Source organism: Corynebacterium spheniscorum, from assembly GCF_900113445.1.
Classification (GTDB): domain Bacteria; phylum Actinomycetota; class Actinomycetes; order Mycobacteriales; family Mycobacteriaceae; genus Corynebacterium; species Corynebacterium spheniscorum.
Window position 1 is genome coordinate 14392 of record NZ_FOPJ01000007.1, and the last position, 15556, is coordinate 29947.

15 protein-coding genes are annotated in these 15556 nt (G+C 57.0%); 9 read left to right on the top strand and 6 right to left on the bottom strand.

The genetic code is table 11. The annotated features are described in order from the left end of the window. Positions 1-323 precede the first annotated feature (323 nt). Positions 324-1697 carry a dipeptidase gene (locus tag BMZ01_RS06465; protein WP_092285665.1) on the bottom strand — a complete coding sequence of 458 codons (1374 nt, stop codon included), beginning with the start codon at positions 1695-1697 and terminating at the stop codon, positions 324-326. Between the two features lie 382 nt (positions 1698-2079). Here BMZ01_RS06465 and groL point away from each other — a divergent pair, with 382 nt between their 5' ends. From groL to ppk2, 4 genes are all read left to right on the top strand, one after another. After that, positions 2080-3723 (top strand): chaperonin GroEL, encoded by a 1644-nt coding sequence (gene groL, locus BMZ01_RS06470; RefSeq protein WP_092285667.1) that lies wholly within the window; start codon positions 2080-2082, stop codon positions 3721-3723. A gap of 771 nt (positions 3724-4494) precedes the next feature. After that, entirely contained in the window at positions 4495-4629 is a 135-nt protein-coding gene (locus BMZ01_RS11465) for a hypothetical protein (RefSeq protein WP_263364358.1), read from the top strand. A gap of 125 nt (positions 4630-4754) precedes the next feature. After that, entirely contained in the window at positions 4755-4892 is a 138-nt protein-coding gene (locus BMZ01_RS11170; RefSeq protein ID WP_177180094.1) for a hypothetical protein, read from the top strand. 246 nt (positions 4893-5138) lie between these two features. Beyond that, complete coding sequence (ppk2, locus tag BMZ01_RS06475) at positions 5139-6038, top strand: polyphosphate kinase 2 (protein ID WP_092285669.1); 900 nt, start codon at positions 5139-5141, stop codon at positions 6036-6038. Between the two features lie 122 nt (positions 6039-6160). On the opposite strand, the gene BMZ01_RS06480 is transcribed toward ppk2, so the two are convergent. The 5 genes from BMZ01_RS06480 to BMZ01_RS06495 all read right to left on the bottom strand — a co-directional run bounded on the left by BMZ01_RS06480 (position 6161) and on the right by BMZ01_RS06495 (position 8524). Beyond that, entirely contained in the window at positions 6161-6640 is a 480-nt protein-coding gene (locus BMZ01_RS06480) for a MarR family winged helix-turn-helix transcriptional regulator (RefSeq protein WP_092285671.1), read from the bottom strand. Positions 6641-6814: 174 nt separating this feature from the next. Next, positions 6815-7105 (bottom strand): rhodanese-like domain-containing protein, encoded by a 291-nt coding sequence (locus tag BMZ01_RS06485; protein WP_092285673.1) that lies wholly within the window; start codon positions 7103-7105, stop codon positions 6815-6817. A 146-nt stretch (positions 7106-7251) separates the two neighbouring features. Continuing rightward, complete coding sequence (locus BMZ01_RS06490; protein ID WP_092285675.1) at positions 7252-7755, bottom strand: GNAT family N-acetyltransferase; 504 nt, start codon at positions 7753-7755, stop codon at positions 7252-7254. Further along, positions 7692-7952, bottom strand: a complete 261-nt coding sequence (locus BMZ01_RS11020; protein WP_143067456.1) for a hypothetical protein — start codon at positions 7950-7952, stop codon at positions 7692-7694. The genes BMZ01_RS06490 and BMZ01_RS11020 overlap by 64 nt, the downstream gene beginning before the upstream one ends. Positions 7953-8047: 95 nt before the next feature. After that, positions 8048-8524 (bottom strand): inorganic diphosphatase, encoded by a 477-nt coding sequence (locus BMZ01_RS06495; RefSeq protein WP_092285677.1) that lies wholly within the window; start codon positions 8522-8524, stop codon positions 8048-8050. Between the two features lie 92 nt (positions 8525-8616). Between BMZ01_RS06495 and dacB the strand changes: the two genes are divergently transcribed. The 5 genes from dacB (at position 8617) to folE (ending at position 15519) form a co-directional block, all read left to right on the top strand. After that, on the top strand, positions 8617-10008 hold the full coding sequence (dacB, locus tag BMZ01_RS06500; RefSeq protein ID WP_223845903.1) for a D-alanyl-D-alanine carboxypeptidase/D-alanyl-D-alanine endopeptidase: 1392 nt from the start codon (positions 8617-8619) through the stop codon (positions 10006-10008). Positions 10009-10013: 5 nt separating this feature from the next. After that, positions 10014-11063 carry a tRNA lysidine(34) synthetase TilS gene (gene tilS / locus BMZ01_RS06505; protein ID WP_092285681.1) on the top strand — a complete coding sequence of 350 codons (1050 nt, stop codon included), beginning with the start codon at positions 10014-10016 and terminating at the stop codon, positions 11061-11063. Positions 11064-11069: 6 nt separating this feature from the next. Continuing rightward, positions 11070-11660, top strand: a complete 591-nt coding sequence (gene hpt / locus BMZ01_RS06510) for a hypoxanthine phosphoribosyltransferase (protein ID WP_092285683.1) — start codon at positions 11070-11072, stop codon at positions 11658-11660. Between the two features lie 522 nt (positions 11661-12182). Then, positions 12183-14717, top strand: a complete 2535-nt coding sequence (gene ftsH / locus BMZ01_RS06515) for an ATP-dependent zinc metalloprotease FtsH (RefSeq protein WP_092285685.1) — start codon at positions 12183-12185, stop codon at positions 14715-14717. Positions 14718-14934: 217 nt separating this feature from the next. Next, positions 14935-15519, top strand: a complete 585-nt coding sequence (folE, locus tag BMZ01_RS06520) for a GTP cyclohydrolase I FolE (protein WP_092285833.1) — start codon at positions 14935-14937, stop codon at positions 15517-15519. Positions 15520-15556: the final 37 nt, after the last annotated feature.

Consider the following 15556-nt stretch of genomic DNA (forward strand, 5'->3'; position numbering starts at 1 on the left):
AGGGTACGTAGCCTTTGCTACTACCACGAGGTTGAAAAGAAGCTGCATCATGACGCAAATAGTAACTCAGTTCATAACCGCTGCCAAAGTGTGACCCATCTGTACGAGTGTCTCGGGTGTAGCCACATTTAAAAACCTGCAGCTCATACAGGCTCCCAACATCTCCACGCCCCACCCCCGTAGGGTCAAACTCCCCGCCAAGAAAAGAACCAGGCGTACCGAGCCTGCACACTCCAGACACTCGGTCTCGGGGAAAGTCCAAGGCCGGAAAAGAATAAAGCCCATGCTCCGCCAAAGGGAGCATGGGCTTAAGCGGCCAAGAATTATTGCTTGAATCCGAGTAAGAAGGCGGCTTCGGCAACCGCAATATCCCGGATTTCTTGGGGATCCACGGACTCATTGGGGGCGTGGATCACGCAGGTGGGTTCCTCCACGCCATACAGCGCAATCTCGGCTTCGGGGAAGAGTTCCTGCAGCTTGGTGCACAGCGGAATGGAACCACCCGTGCCCAGCACCGCAGCCTCCTCCTTGCCATAGGCGGCAGCCAGGCAGCTAGAAAGCGCATCAAAAGCTTCGCCGGAAGGATCCGTAGCGAAAGGCTCATTGACGTCCGTAAGCTCGGCTTTAAGCTTCGCGCCCCAGGGCACATGGGCATGCAGGTGGGCGATGAGCTTTTCTGCGGTATCAGCGGCATTCATGCCTGCCGGAACCCGTAGATTCAGCTGCGCAGAGGCAGTATTGGGCACCGCATTCACGGCCTCTTCCACCGGGGTGGAGCTAAACCCAATCACCGTCACCGCAGGGCGCGCCCACACAAAATCGCTGGGCATGTCATTTTCATCGCCCATCAACTCCACGCCGTCCAGCACCCCCGCATCGCGGCGGAAATCCTCCGGCAGGTAGGGCATGCCCTCCCAGCGGCGCGAACAATCCACCCCATCAATCACGGTGCGGCCGCGCTCATCACGCAGGGAATCCAGGGTGCGCATCAACGCCGCCACCGCATCCGGGGCAGCACCACCAAACCCACCAGAGTGCATGGCTGAGCGCAGGGTATCCACGGTGACGCGCACCTGCCCACCGCCGCGCAGCGAGGTGGTCATGGTGGGCACACCCACCGCGGCATTACCGGAATCGGCAATCAAAATAACATCGGCGCGGAAAAGCTCCGGGTGTTCATCAATGAGATGATCCAGGCCCTCCCCGCCGCGCTCTTCCGAACCCTCAATCAGCACCTTCAGGTTCAGCTTGGTGCCGCCGAGCTCCTCCACCGCGCGCAGCGCAGCCAGGTGCATCACCAGGTTTCCCTTGCAATCCGCAGCGCCCCGGGCATACCAGCGGCCATCCTTTTCGGTGAGCGAAAATGGGTCACTATCCCAGGCCTCCCGCGGGCCCGCGGGCACCACATCATAGTGGCTATAGAGCATCACCGTCGGCGCATCCGGGTCGCCTGCCTTCGTCCCCAGCAGGGTCTGCGACTTATCCACCGTGGGATAGGCCTTCATCTCAAACCCGGCGGCCTCAAAATGCTCCTTCACCCACGCGGCTGCCCCATCGAGCTGCTCCGCCAGCTCCGGCACGCTATGCACGGAATTAAAAGAAGTGATCTCCTTCAACTGCTCAAAGATCTGCTCACGCTGCGCGCCGAGCTCCTCACGCAGCTGCTCGATCCGGTCTTTCTCCACAATTTTCGTCATGGATTCGATGCTACTAGCGTGCCCGCGCGCACGCTGTGAGCGAACAGAGATTTTCTCCTTATATATAAGGAGATGCCGGAAACCTTCGTGATCAGGGCGCATTTTCGAGATCGGGTGCCTGGGGTGGGCAGGAAAGCACGCGTGGTGAGCAGGCTAGGCGCGAGTAGCCCTTGGCAACCTTGCACTCGTAGGGTGTGACTGCTAGAAAAGAACTGGCACTTGGCGCTAGTGAGTGCCAAGTACATGATCGACAACTACAGCGTGTTTAAAGGGTGAGGTTGGTTTACACTCGGCCGACTTAGCCGTCGCGGGCGCCCCTTAAAAACACACGCTTCAGACGTGAGTGTCGTCCTTAAATTACCTTTCAAAGGAGCACGAACATATGGCAAAGATCATCGCTTTTGATGAGGAAGCGCGCCGCGGCCTAGAAAAGGGCCTGAATACCTTGGCGGATGCCGTCAAGGTCACTCTGGGGCCCAAGGGCCGCAATGTTGTCCTGGAGAAGTCCTGGGGCGCGCCGACCATCACCAATGATGGCGTTTCCATTGCTCGCGAAATCGAGCTGGAAGATCCTTATGAGAAGATCGGCGCTGAGCTGGTCAAAGAAGTAGCTAAGAAGACCGATGATGTTGCCGGTGATGGCACCACCACCGCCACAGTCCTCGCCCAGGCCCTGGTTTCTGAGGGTCTGCGCAATGTTGCCGCCGGCTCCAACCCGATGGGTATTAAGCGCGGCATCGAGCAGGCTGTCACCAAGGTGACCGAATCCCTGCTAGCTTCCGCTAAGGAAGTAGAAACCGAAGAAGAAATCGCCGCCACCGCCGGTATTTCCGCTGCTGACCCGGAGATCGGCAAGCAGATCGCCAAGGCCATGTACGCGGTGGGCAATGGTGCGGTGAATAAGGATTCCGTCATCACCGTGGAAGAGTCCAACACCTTCGGTGTGGAACTCGAAGTCACCGAAGGTATGCGCTTCGATAAGGGCTATATCTCCGGCTACTTCGCCACCGATATGGAACGCCAGGAAGCTGTCCTGGAAGACCCCTACATCCTGCTGGTCTCCTCCAAGATCTCCAATATCAAGGACCTGCTGCCGCTGCTGGAAAAGGTCATGCAGTCCGGCAAGCCGCTGCTGATCATCGCCGAGGACGTGGAAGGCGAAGCACTATCCACCCTGGTGGTGAATAAGATCCGCGGCACCTTCAAGTCCGTTGCCGTGAAGGCCCCGGGCTTTGGTGATCGCCGCAAGGCCCAGCTGCAGGACATGGCCATCCTCACCGGTGGCCAGGTTATTGCTGAAGAAGTTGGCCTCTCCCTGGAAACCGCTGACCTGCCGCTGCTCGGCCAGGCCCGCAAGGTTGTAGTCACCAAGGATGACACCACCATTGTCGAAGGTGCTGGCTCCTCCGAGCAGATCGAAGGCCGCGTGAAGCAGATCCGCGCTGAGATCGATAACTCCGATTCTGACTATGACCGCGAGAAGCTCCAAGAGCGCCTCGCCAAGCTGGCTGGCGGCGTGGCAGTGCTCAAGGTTGGTGCCGCCACCGAGGTTGAGCTGAAGGAACGCAAGCACCGCATCGAAGATGCCGTGCGCAACGCCAAGGCTGCCGTGGAAGAAGGCATTGTTGCCGGCGGTGGCGTGGCCCTGCTGCAGGCCTCCCATGTGCTGGATGACAACCTGGACCTGGATGGCGATGAAGCCACCGGCGTGAAGATTGTTCGCCAGGCACTGGCTTCCCCGCTGAAGCAGATTGCCGCTAACGCTGGCCTGGAGTCCGGCGTGGTTGCCGATAAGGTGTCCACCCTGCCGGCTGGCCAGGGCCTGAATGCCGCTACCGGCGAGTACATCGACCTGATGGCCGCTGGCATTAATGACCCGGTGAAGGTCACCCGCTCTGCCCTGCAGAACGCTGCCTCCATCGCTGCGCTCTTCTTGACCACCGAAGCTGTGGTTGCTGAGAAGCCGCAGCCGGCTGGTGCTGGCACCCCGGGTGCTGAAGAAATGGGCGGCATGGGCGGCTTCTAAGCCCCGTATAAAGCGCTAAGCCTTAAGCGCGGGAGTGTACTTCAGATATGAAGCGCACTCCCGCGCTTTTCTGCGTCTAAGGGGAAGGGAGAGGCAGCGCCGCTGGAAGGAGGTCTCTGTGTGGCCTCTATATATAGGAATAGGGAGGTACCGCCACGGTGCGTGCCTCGGCGCCTTATACGGCGCTCTAAGAGCCCTAGAACGCCGCCTAAGGCTGCTGAGAACTTACCTGTAGAACATGTCTTAGGGTTCGACGTGGGTGGAAAAATCCCCCGGGAGCTACACCCCCGGGCCTTAGTGTGTCGCAGATTACTTTTAAAGATCCGTGCGTTAGATGTGTGCGCCTATGAAATCGCGTCCAAGGAGAAGAATTCTTAGGTGCTGAGTGATAGCTAGAAGAAGCGCTCCAGCTGCATGAATAGGTGCAAATTACCCCCGGATTAGGGGACTTTGAAAAATCTTTTTTGGGGTGGGCGGCGCTTTATCGCAGGCCGTTATCAGCACGTTACATAACAACGCGACAAGAAAGCGGAATGAGATTGAGAAAATAGCAACTGAGCTGCGGCGATAGCCCAAAATTCGCTGACGTAGAACTTTTTACAGATGTGGCTAACGTGAGGAGCGTGACTAGGGGGAAGGGAAAACTTCCGTGGGCTCTGCTTGACGGTGGGAGAATCTATGTCAGAATGTATGACGTGACGCCCAGAGGGGTGTCAGCTACTGGAAACCTCACCAGCCAACGCTGGTTCCTCTCTAATTAGGAGATTTTTCATGGATATCGCTGCCATCCGCGAACTGCTCGGCAACTTCGGCACCTTCGTCAAGAACTTCGCTGAGTTCTTCCCGAACCTCTTTGACGGCATCGATGAGGCTGTTGCCTTCTCTTCCGTCATCGCTGCTCTTTAAGTCGTAGCCAACCGGCATCTAGTAGTCTAGTTGCCACCGGCTATGCCTCTACCGGTGTAGCCATAGTAAACATCACATAGATCTCGAGATTTACGATTTCTCGAGGCTACTCGAAAGGTACTTACATGCTCTCCACCGCTGCTTTCCTGCAGGATCTCGCCAACCTCGTTACCAACACCTTCTTCTACAACTTCGTCGTTTCCCTCAAGGGTCTCGCCGAGGCTGCTGGTAACCTGAACGGCCTGCTCGGTCTGATCAAGTAATACAGCTCTGAGCGATAATCTTCTTCCATTAGGGAAGAAGATCAACAACTCAAGACTTTAAGACCCCTGCCTGCCACATGAATGTGGCAGGCAGGGGTTTTGTCGTGCCTCAAACTAGCCTCCCGGCGGCCTTGAGAGGGAATGCGCCGGAATAGATCCAGCAGTACCGAGCGTGTTGCCCGCCACACCGGGGCTAAAAGTAGTGCTCTTGCCTCAGAAACTTTGCTGGCCCGGTAGAATCTTGGTATGGCTGAGCACAAAGAAGACGAACTCCCGGTCATCGATCTGGCCCGTACTGAAGGCTATGTCGTAGACGACTCCGATGAAGACGATCCGATTTTGATCCGACCGGATGGTTCACCTGTGGAAACCTGGCGGGAAAACTACCCCTACCAGGAGCGTCTCTCCCGCGATGAGTATGAACACGTAAAGCGTGCCCTCCAAATCGAGCTCCTGAAATGGCAGAACTGGACCAAAGAAACCGGCCAGCGCCACATCATCCTCTTCGAGGGCCGCGATGCCGCCGGTAAGGGGGGCACCATCAAACGCTTCAATGAGCACCTCAACCCCCGTGGTGCCCGTACCGTCGCCCTGGAGAAGCCCTCCCCACGTGAATCCACCTCCTGGTATTTCCAACGCTACATCGAGCACTTCCCCTGCGCCGGCGAAATCGTATTCTTCGACCGCTCTTGGTATAACCGCTCCGGCGTGGAACGCGTCATGGGTTTCTGCACCGAATCCCAACACGCTGAGTTTCTCCGCGAAGTCCCCATGTTGGAGAACATGCTCCTAGGTAGTGGCATCTCGCTGACCAAGTTCTGGTTCTCTGTCACCCAGAAGGAACAACGCACCCGTTTTGCGATCCGCCAGGTGGACCCAGTGCGCCAGTGGAAGCTCTCCCCAATGGACTTGGCCTCCTTGGATAAGTGGGAGGACTACACCCGCGCTAAGGAAGAGCAATTCCGCTACACCGACACTGATGAATCCCCCTGGATTACGATCCGCTCGAATGATAAGAAGCGGGCACGTCTTAACGCCATGCGTTATGTGCTGAGCAAGTTCGAGTACACCGATAAGGACCATGAACTTGTTGGTGAACCCGATCCGAAGATCGTGATGCGTGGCCGCGACCAGATCGGCGACTAATCCCACTCTGTGCGGGTACAGCCCGCGCAGCTGAGGGTGCTCTCAGCCAGCACCACGTGAAAAACCCCGCTGAGCAAGAAGAACCTATCTTGCCTAGCGGGGTTATGTTGTGCCTTGCGCGATTATTGTTCCTGCTTGGCGCTGTGGCTATGCTGATCTTCTTCTTCACTGGCAATAATCGCGGCAGCTAGCTTGCGCAGATGCTTGAGCTGCTTCTGAGTGGACTCATCTAATGCTCGATCCTCCGCATTAGATACTAAGCGGTTTAACTCCACCCGCTTATGGCGGCCAGCAGCGCTGAGAGTAATAATCTGGCGGCGGCGATCGCGTGGATCACGCTCACGCTTTGCCCACCCGCGCTCTTCTAAAGCATCAATAATGCGCACCATATCGGATGCGTCAATGGCTAATAATTCGCAGAGCGATGTTTGGCTAGCAGCATCACGATCAGCCAAGCACGTCATCACCCAATACTCCCTCAACGTGGTGTTATCGGGTTGAAGCGCCAACTCAACTTCCTCGCGGGTGCGGCGGCGTAAGCGATCAAGCTGGAAGGAGGGCGACTCTAATAATGCAGCAGGAATATCTTGGCTATACGGCATGGGTCCCAGCATATTGCATAGCTGGGAGTTCAACTATGGGTTCGTCCCCATACTTTCGTTCGCAGTAGGAAATAATCCCTCATCTGGGGTTAAAAAGACCCTAAGGCCCGTACTTTTAGCTGACGTAGCCTTAGGGTCACTCTTCAGCGCGGGAACCTAGCTCTCCGCTGGAGCCTAGCTCTCCATGGGGAGGTTAGCTTGCTGCCAAGCACCCGTTCCGCCTTCAACATTAATGGCCTCGATACCGCGGGCCTCCAGATATTCACAGACCTTCGCGGAGCGACCGCCACCTTGGCAGATGACATAGATATCGCGTTGCTGATCCAACTTATCGACATGTTGCACGAACTCGCTCATCGGCAGGTTCACTGCATTAGCGGCATGCCCGGCGGCATACTCATCAACTTCGCGGACATCAATGAGTTGGGCGTCTTGGGGAACATTCTGAACAGTCACAGACTTCATGGCGGTATCTACTAACTCCTAAAAAAAAAGGGGTGGCGGTTCAGCTTCATCAAGAAGCCGAAAACAATCGAGGAACCTTAGGTGCAAAAAAGGGGAGGTAAATAGCTGGCGAAAAGGGGCGCTGCCAGCAGCACCTGGCCTCTATTTTATGGTGCTGATGGACAATGAAGCTGTTCCGCTAACCCTTCCACCCCCGTCATCATGATTTGCGGATCATCATCGCGAGCATGCTGAGCCCAGGCTTGAGCATTAATGACCCAGCACTCATGAGCATCATCGGTATGCCCAGCCATGTGATAACCCAAACTGCGGCTAAGCTCCACCGACGCGCGGTTAAGTGGTTGTGCTGCTGACTCCACTTCTTTAAGCCCGAAACCTTCGAAGGCAAGATGGAGCAGCATGCGGCGCATTAAGCGCCCATAGCCTTGGCCTTGGAACTCACGGAATAAATAAGAGCCGGTGTCATAGAGCACCTGCTCACCGCGGATAATCCGCCGCAAGGAGCATGTACCCATGAGGTCTTCACCTTTAAAGCACGCCAGCTTTAATTCCCAGGGGCTGCGCTCATCTTTGGGGGTTAAAGAAGCTAGTGAGGCGTAGGAAAAGAAATGATCTCTGCGGGTGCGGCATCTACCCAGCCGAAGACCCAGGGGGCGGTGGGGTCAGGGAAAATATCTTCGGCTTGGTTTCTTATCCCCAGCTCTACGATGCTGCGATCATCAACTACCCGTAGGTGGATCTGTTGGTTTTGATGGTGAGGATCTTTGGCGAGCAGGCGTAGCGACGCTGGGGGCCACGCTGTAGGGGAAGGAGCAGTAGAAGATTGCTCTCGGTGTGCACTGTGCATGAAGAAAACATTTTCATGCCCTAGCTGGATTAAAAAATATCCCCTCAGCACCGCAACGCGCGGGGTACTGAGGGGAGCTTATCTACCGAGAACTCTTAGTCCTTGTAGCGGTCGATAGCCTCCTGCAAGATGCGCTCGGCATCTTCACGGCTACCCCAACCAGCGGCCTGGACTTCCTTGCCGGGCTCCAGGTCCTTGTAGTGGCAGAAGAAGTGCTCGATCTCGTCCTTGACGAACTGCGAGATATCTTCGATTTCTTGGTACTGCTCGAAACGCACATCATCAAGCACGCAGAGCAGCTTGTCATCGCCGCCAGCTTCATCGGTCATCTTGAAGACACCGACCGGGCGGGCCTTGCAGATCACACCGGGGAAGAGCGGTTCCGGCAGGATTACCAGAGCATCCAAAGGATCGCCGTCTTCGCCGAGGGTGTGGTCAATGAAGCCATAGTCGGCGGGGTACGCCATCGGGGTGAACAGGTAGCGGTCCAGGTGCACCCGGCCGGACTCGTGATCAACCTCGTACTTATTGCGCGACCCCTTCGGGATCTCGATGGTCACCTCAACGTTCATTGAGTTTCCAACTCCTTCAGTCCTCAAACAGAAATAACAAGTAGCACCCATCGTAGCGCTACCGGGTCAGCTACCCAGTAGGCTGTGGTGCAATGAGCAAGAAGGTGTGGTGGATGACCTCCGCCGTAGTTGTCACAGTCGCGGTCACCGGTGTCGCCGGTGTGGGAATCACCGCGCAAAAAAACTACGCCGATGTGGTGCATAAAGCACCGTGGGAGCTATCGGCATCCACGGACGCTGAACTTATCCCGGCACGCGGCCAAGCTGAGGTGGACCTAGGAAGTCTGCGAAGCACCCTAAAAGAGCTAAGCGCCAACCCGGCACTGGGCAGTTTCGGGGTACAGATTCTTGATTCCAGCACCGGGGAAGAGGTCTATTCTTACGATGCGCAGATCCCGCTGCGCCCAGCGAGTGCTACAAAAATTTTGACCAGTGCCGCAGCGATTAAAGCACTTGGCCCGGATGATCGGATTAGAACCGATATTGTGCGCGGGCCCATGGAAGGTTCGGTGGTGATTCGCGCTGCTGGGGATGTGTGGTTAGATCGCGCGGATCTGATGCGTGCCGCGGAAGCCATCCAAGTTAGTGGCATGAAGGTTACCCAGGTACTGATTGATACCAGCGTGTGGACTGGCCCAGATTTCTTAACTGGTTGGGATGAAAGCGATATTGATGCCGGGTTTGTTGCCCCCATGCAGCCAGCCATGATTCATGGTGGCCGCCTGGGTGAGGTGGAAAGCGGTGATGTGCCGCGTAGCCACACCCCGGCTTTCACGGTAGCCCAAGCCCTTGGCGAAGAACTAGGGGTAAGCACCATTGGTGTCACTGAACTAACTGAGCAACCAGTGGAAACGCTGTATACCATTGAGTCCCCGCGTTTATCTGAACGCCTAAGGGCCATGATGCAGCATTCCGATAATGTGATGGCCGAAGCCATTGGCCGGGAAGTGGCCATTAAACGCGGAAAAGGCAGTGACGCGCAGGCAGCCACCGAAGCGGTGCTGGAAGTACTTAATGAACTAGGGATTGATACCTCCACCACGAAGCTGGAGGATACCTGCGGGTTATCTATTCATAACCGGATTCCGGCTGAAGTGCTGGCGGAAATTATGGACACCGCAGCCCAAACCCAAGTACTAAGGCCACTGCTTGATGTGCTGCCTGTAGCTGGTGGTTCTGGCACTTTAGCTTCGCGTTTTATTGGCACACCTGGGCGTGGTGTGGTGCGCGCTAAAACCGGGACCTTGACGGGAACCTCGGCCTTAACCGGTGTGGTGACCGGGCAAAGCGGGCATGTCTATAGCTTCGGGATGATCTCCAATGACACTGATGTGCTTGGTCAGCGCCAGGCTTTAGACCGCATTGCCTCGGCCTTAAGTGAAGATGCCGCGGCAAACAGTGGTGTGCAGGCGGCGAAAGCAAACGCCGACGCCCAGCCCACGATCTCGGAAAGCAAACACAACCCCAGCACCAGCGATCGCTAAGGGCCATGGCGAGCGTTCTTAAGTTTCCGCGGGCATCTAAGAATTTATTGGCGTGCCGCCGGGGAATCCGCGGGCTCTATGAGCATGGGGTGGATGCGGGTGAGGAGCTAGCGATTGGGCTATCTGGGGGACCGGATTCTTTGGCGTTGGTGATTGCGGCGCGCGCGGAAGGACATGAGGTGTTGGCCTTGTGTGTGGATCATCAATTGCAAGAAGGATCTGCGCAGGTAGCTGCAGAGGCGGCGAGTAAAGCCCAAGCCTGGGGAGCGCGCGCGAAGGTGTTGCGCGTGGACGTTGTGGACCGTGGGGAAGGGACGGAGGCGGCGGCGCGCCGGGCGAGGTATGAGGCGTTGTCCAAAGCCGCTGGAAAGTTGCCGCTATTGGTGGCGCATACCGCTGAAGATCAGGCGGAGACCCTGTTATTGGGGGCATTACGCGGTAAAGCGAGTGGGATGTCGGTGAAGGCAGTAAGCGAAGGTGGGGTGGTGTATCGACCATTTTTGGGTTTAAGGCGCGCACAGACGGTGGGGACCTGTGTGGATTGCGGGGTGGATTTTTGGTCAGATCCGCACAATGAGCGCTTAAGTTTCCGGCGGGTGGCGGTGCGGAAGAATATTATGCCGGCTTTGGGGGAGATTCTGGGCAATGGCGATGCCACTGCAGTGTTGGCGCAGGCTGCGGCGATGGTGGCTGAGGATAATGCGTATTTGACTTCTTTGGTGCCGGAATGTGCACGTCAACCGCAGGATTTAGCGGTTGAGGTGATTGCGCGGCTACCGGAAGCTGTCGGCCGGCGCGCGGTGTTGGCGTGGCTGCATGCCCATGGGGAGGCGCACCCGCAGTGGCAGATGCGTTTAAGTAGTGCCGCGGTGGGTGATGTGCTGCGGCTATGTACGAAGTGGCGGGGCCAAGGGGCGGTGGCTGTGGGTAAGGACTTAGCTGCGGAATGTGGGGAAGGTACCCCCGAAGGTTTGGGGGCTGCGCGTGGGGTGCCAAGATTGGTTGTTGTACGGCTCAATGGCACACTAACGGTGACGACGCAGAAAGGTCACTAAATTTCTATGCACGACACCAAGGACATGAACGTTCCGACTAATCCCTATGGGGCTGATATTGAGGCAGTGCTGGTTTCTGAAGAACAATTGCAGGCCAGGGTTGCTGAAATGGCGCAGCGCGTGTCCGAGGAATACCGCGGGAAAGATGATGACCTGGTCCTCATCGGGGTGTTAAAGGGCGCGGTTTTCTTTATTACTGATTTTGCCCGCCAGCTAAGCATCCCCAGCCAAGTGGAGTTTATGGCGGTGTCTTCTTATGGCAATGCCACGAGTTCTTCTGGGGTGGTGCGGATTTTGAAGGACCTGGATCGCGATATTGAAGATCGCGATGTGTTGGTGGTCGAAGATATCATTGACTCCGGGTTGACGCTTTCGTGGTTGATGAAGAACCTGCAGGCCCGCCGCCCACGCAGCTTGAAGGTGGTGACCTTGCTGCGCAAACCAGAGGTGCAGACCGCGAAGGTGGATCTTTTTGATGTGGGCTTTGAGATCCCCAATGAGTTTGTGATCGGCTATGGCCTGGATTATGCCGAGCGTTATCGTGATCTTCCCTTTGTGGGGACCTTGCACCCGCGGGTGTATAGCGAAGATAACTAGCCGCCTGGGGGCGGGCGTCAGCTGACAGCGTTGGCTGATGGCGGGCGTCCGGGCAGGGGAGGCGTGGCGCCGCGCGCGCCGGGAAGCTCCTCGGGAACGTTTCTTTGTTGCCATGCGTTGATTCTGCGCAGAGACAGCGAATGTCGGTTGTGCCTCCTCGGGTTGCCGTGGCTTCGGGTTGCCCTGCCTTTAGGTGACCTGTTTAGGTGACCTGGGGAGGCGGATCACGCGCTGGCCCTTTAAAGTAGGGAAGATGTGTACCACAGGCATTGCCGCTTAGCGTGGCAAACGCTGTGCGCGGTGCATATATTTCTTGCTTGAAGAACATCGACATTTATCTTCACGTTCACTGACCCTCCACGTTCCTAAGAAAGGCCTCAACCCCAAGACAGCACAAGAACGCAGCCCTTAGACTCTGGGCAATCTCCCGCACCCCGCTTTTCTCCTGTGCAAGATATGAAAGCGGAAGAGACTGCTCATGGATGAGCGCGATGCGATCCCCGCTGGCTTCGGGCACTGCCTATGAATAACAAGAGAATCCTCCAAATCGCCTTAAGCGCTTCGGTGCTACTCATCATGCTTTTTGTGGTGAGCCTGCTCACCGATGACACGCGAACCTTCCAAAAGGTTGATACCTCGGTTGCGATCGCCCAGCTTCAGGACAATAACGTCAAGGAAGCTCAGATCGATGACCGCGAACAGCGCCTGCGCTTAACGCTCAAAGAACCCATCGATGTTGAAGAGCGCGAAGATGTTGAGGAGATTCTGACCCAATATCCAGCGCGCACCGCCCCCGATATTTTCAAGGCCGTGCGGGACTCCGACACCGAGAAGTACGCCACCAAGGTCACCCAGGAATCCTTCCTGCTCAATACCCTCGGCTTCATCCTGCCGATGCTCTTGGTCTTTGGCCTTTTGATGTTCTTCTTTAGCCGCATGCAATCCGGCGGGCTCTTTGGCATCGGTGGCTCCAAGGCCAAGGAATTAACCAAGGACATGCCCACCAACACCTTCAAGGATGTTGCGGGCGCGGATGAGGCCGTTGATGAGCTTCATGAAATCAAGGACTTCTTGGAAGATCCTTCGCACTATGAGCGCTTAGGGGCGAAGATCCCGCGCGGCGTGCTGCTTTATGGCCCGCCCGGTACCGGTAAGACCTTGTTGGCCCGTGCGGTGGCTGGTGAAGCTGGGGTACCTTTCTATTCCATTTCCGGTTCGGACTTCGTGGAGATGTTCGTCGGTGTGGGTGCCTCGCGTGTGCGTGACCTCTTTAAACAAGCCAAGGCCAATAGCCCCTGCATTATCTTCGTCGATGAGATTGATGCAGTGGGGCGTCGCCGTGGCTCCGGCATGGGGGGCGGTTTGGATGAACGTGAACAAACCCTCAACCAACTGCTAGTGGAAATGGATGGCTTCGATGATCGCCAAGGCGTGATCCTCATGGCGGCCACTAACCGCCCCGATATTTTGGATCCCGCACTTCTGCGCCCGGGTCGTTTCGATCGCCAAATCCCGGTGACCAACCCGGATCTCAAGGGACGCCAGCAGATTCTGAAGGTCCACGCGGAAGGCAAACCGCTGGGCCCGGATGCCGACCTGAATGCTTTGGCGAAGCGTACCGCCGGTATGTCCGGTGCGGACCTGGCTAATGTGCTCAATGAAGCTGCCCTTCTGACCGCCCGCATTGGCGGCAATGTGATTACCGCGGACGCCCTGGAAGAAGCCACGGACCGCGTGATTGGTGGTCCACGTCGAAGCTCCAAGATCATTTCCGAGAAGGAAAAGAAGATCACCGCCTATCACGAGGGCGGGCATACGCTATCTGCCTGGGCGATGAAGAATATTGAGCGCGTCTACAAGGTCACCATCCTGGCCCGTGGGCGTACCGGTGGTCATGCCATGACTGCCGAAGAAGATGACAAGGGCATGTACAACCGCGATGAGCTTTTTGCACGCCTAGTCTTCGCCATGGGTGGGCGTGCCGCTGAGGAGCTGGTGTTTGGTGAACCCACCACCGGTGCCTCTGCTGATATTGAGCAGGCCACCAAGATCGCTCGCGCCATGATCACCGAATATGGCATGTCACCCACCTTGGGCGCCGTGAAATATGGTGAGGAACAGGGCGATCCCTTCTCTGGCCGCGGTGGCGGCGGAACCTTGGAGTACTCCCCGAAGATCGCTGCGGAGATTGATGAGGAGATCCGCTACCTGCTGGATAAAGCCCATGAAAAGGCCTACCGCATTCTCGAAGAACACCGCGATTATCTGGATCGCTTGGCGGAGAAACTCCTGGAGAAGGAAACCCTGCGCCGCCCCGATTTGGAAGCGCTCTTTGAAGGCATTGACCCGCAAGAAGTCGATGAAGTCTTCCCCGGTGAAGATGTGCGCTTCCCTCGCCAGCTGGGCTACACCCCGGTGAAAACACCTACTGAGTTGGCCATCGAACGCGGTGAGGAACCACCGAAGCCCTTCTCCTTATTGGAGGCCTCCCAAAAGGCCCGCGCGCGCCGCCGTAAGCAACTAGATGCCCAACGTGCCGCCGGTGGTGGGGCGCCGATGCCCTGGCGTGGTACACGCCCTGCCAATACCTCGGATGCTTCTACCAGCCCCGGGGAAGAAGCCCAAGGCCGGCATGCAGCCCCCAGCTATGGTGGCACCCCGCCACCAGCAGGATGGACGGTTCCAGGCAGTGGCCAACAACCCAGCGGCCCCAGCGTTCCGCAGGCACCTTCGAGTCCGGAGAATATGCGCGGTTTGGGGATCCACCCTGGGATGAAGGCTTATGGGGAAGAACCTGAGGCAGAAGCCGGCCAGAATAATATTCCGGTTGCTGATGCCCCCGGCCCGGAGGACGACACTGAGCTGATTGGTTTCCGTCTACCGGAACGCGAGCGCCCGGATTACCCGGAAACCCCAGTGGAGAAAGCCCCGGAGGAGACCCCCACGGAGTCACATCCAGTGGTGGAACCAGAACCTCATACTTGTTTACCTGGGGAGGAGAACCCGGAAGGTGAGCTACCTACTGATCCGGACTCAGAATCCCCGAAGAATTTTTAACCCTGCTCAATAACAAAAGGGGGGTGTGCGGACAGTCCCTGCGCACCCCCCTTTTCCCCAACACCTAGCCTGCACGCTGGAACACTGGCTGGCTGCACACCAACGAGCTGGAACCATAATGGGGCTAGAAACCAAGCAACACTCCGCGACAGTTTTTCAGTGGGAGCGTTGCGCGGCGGATGGTTTAGCGAAGGAAAGCGAGATCCGAACACACACCATGGACGACAAGCAATTAACACACTTCGACCAGGAACGCGCCGAAAAAGCGGTGCGCGAATTACTCCTGGCAGTCGGTGAGGATCCGGATCGCGAAGGCCTAAAACAAACCCCAGCGCGGGTGGCGCGCGCCTTCCAAGAAACCTTCGCTGGTTTGCATAGCGACCCTCGTGAGGTGCTGTCCACCACCTTCGATGAAAACCACCAAGAGCTCGTGCTGGTGCGCGATATCCCCATTTACTCCACCTGCGAACACCACTTGGTGCCCTTCTTCGGCAAAGCTCATATCGGCTATATCCCCGGCAAAGATGGCAAGGTCACCGGACTCAGCAAACTAGCTCGCCTGGTCGACGGTTATGCCAAACGCCCGCAGGTCCAAGAACGCCTAACCACCCAGGTTGCTGATGCGCTGGTGGAATGCCTGGATGCCCAATCAGTGATTGTGGTCATTGAGTGCGAACACCTCTGCATGGCCATGCGTGGGATCCGCAAGCCCGGGGCGATGACGACCACCTCGGCAGTGCGCGGAGGCTTTAAACGCAATGCGGCTTCACGCGCGGAAGTCTTAAGCCTGATTAGGCAATAACTCCCGCCAAAAATTTTTCCACAAAGGCCATCACCTC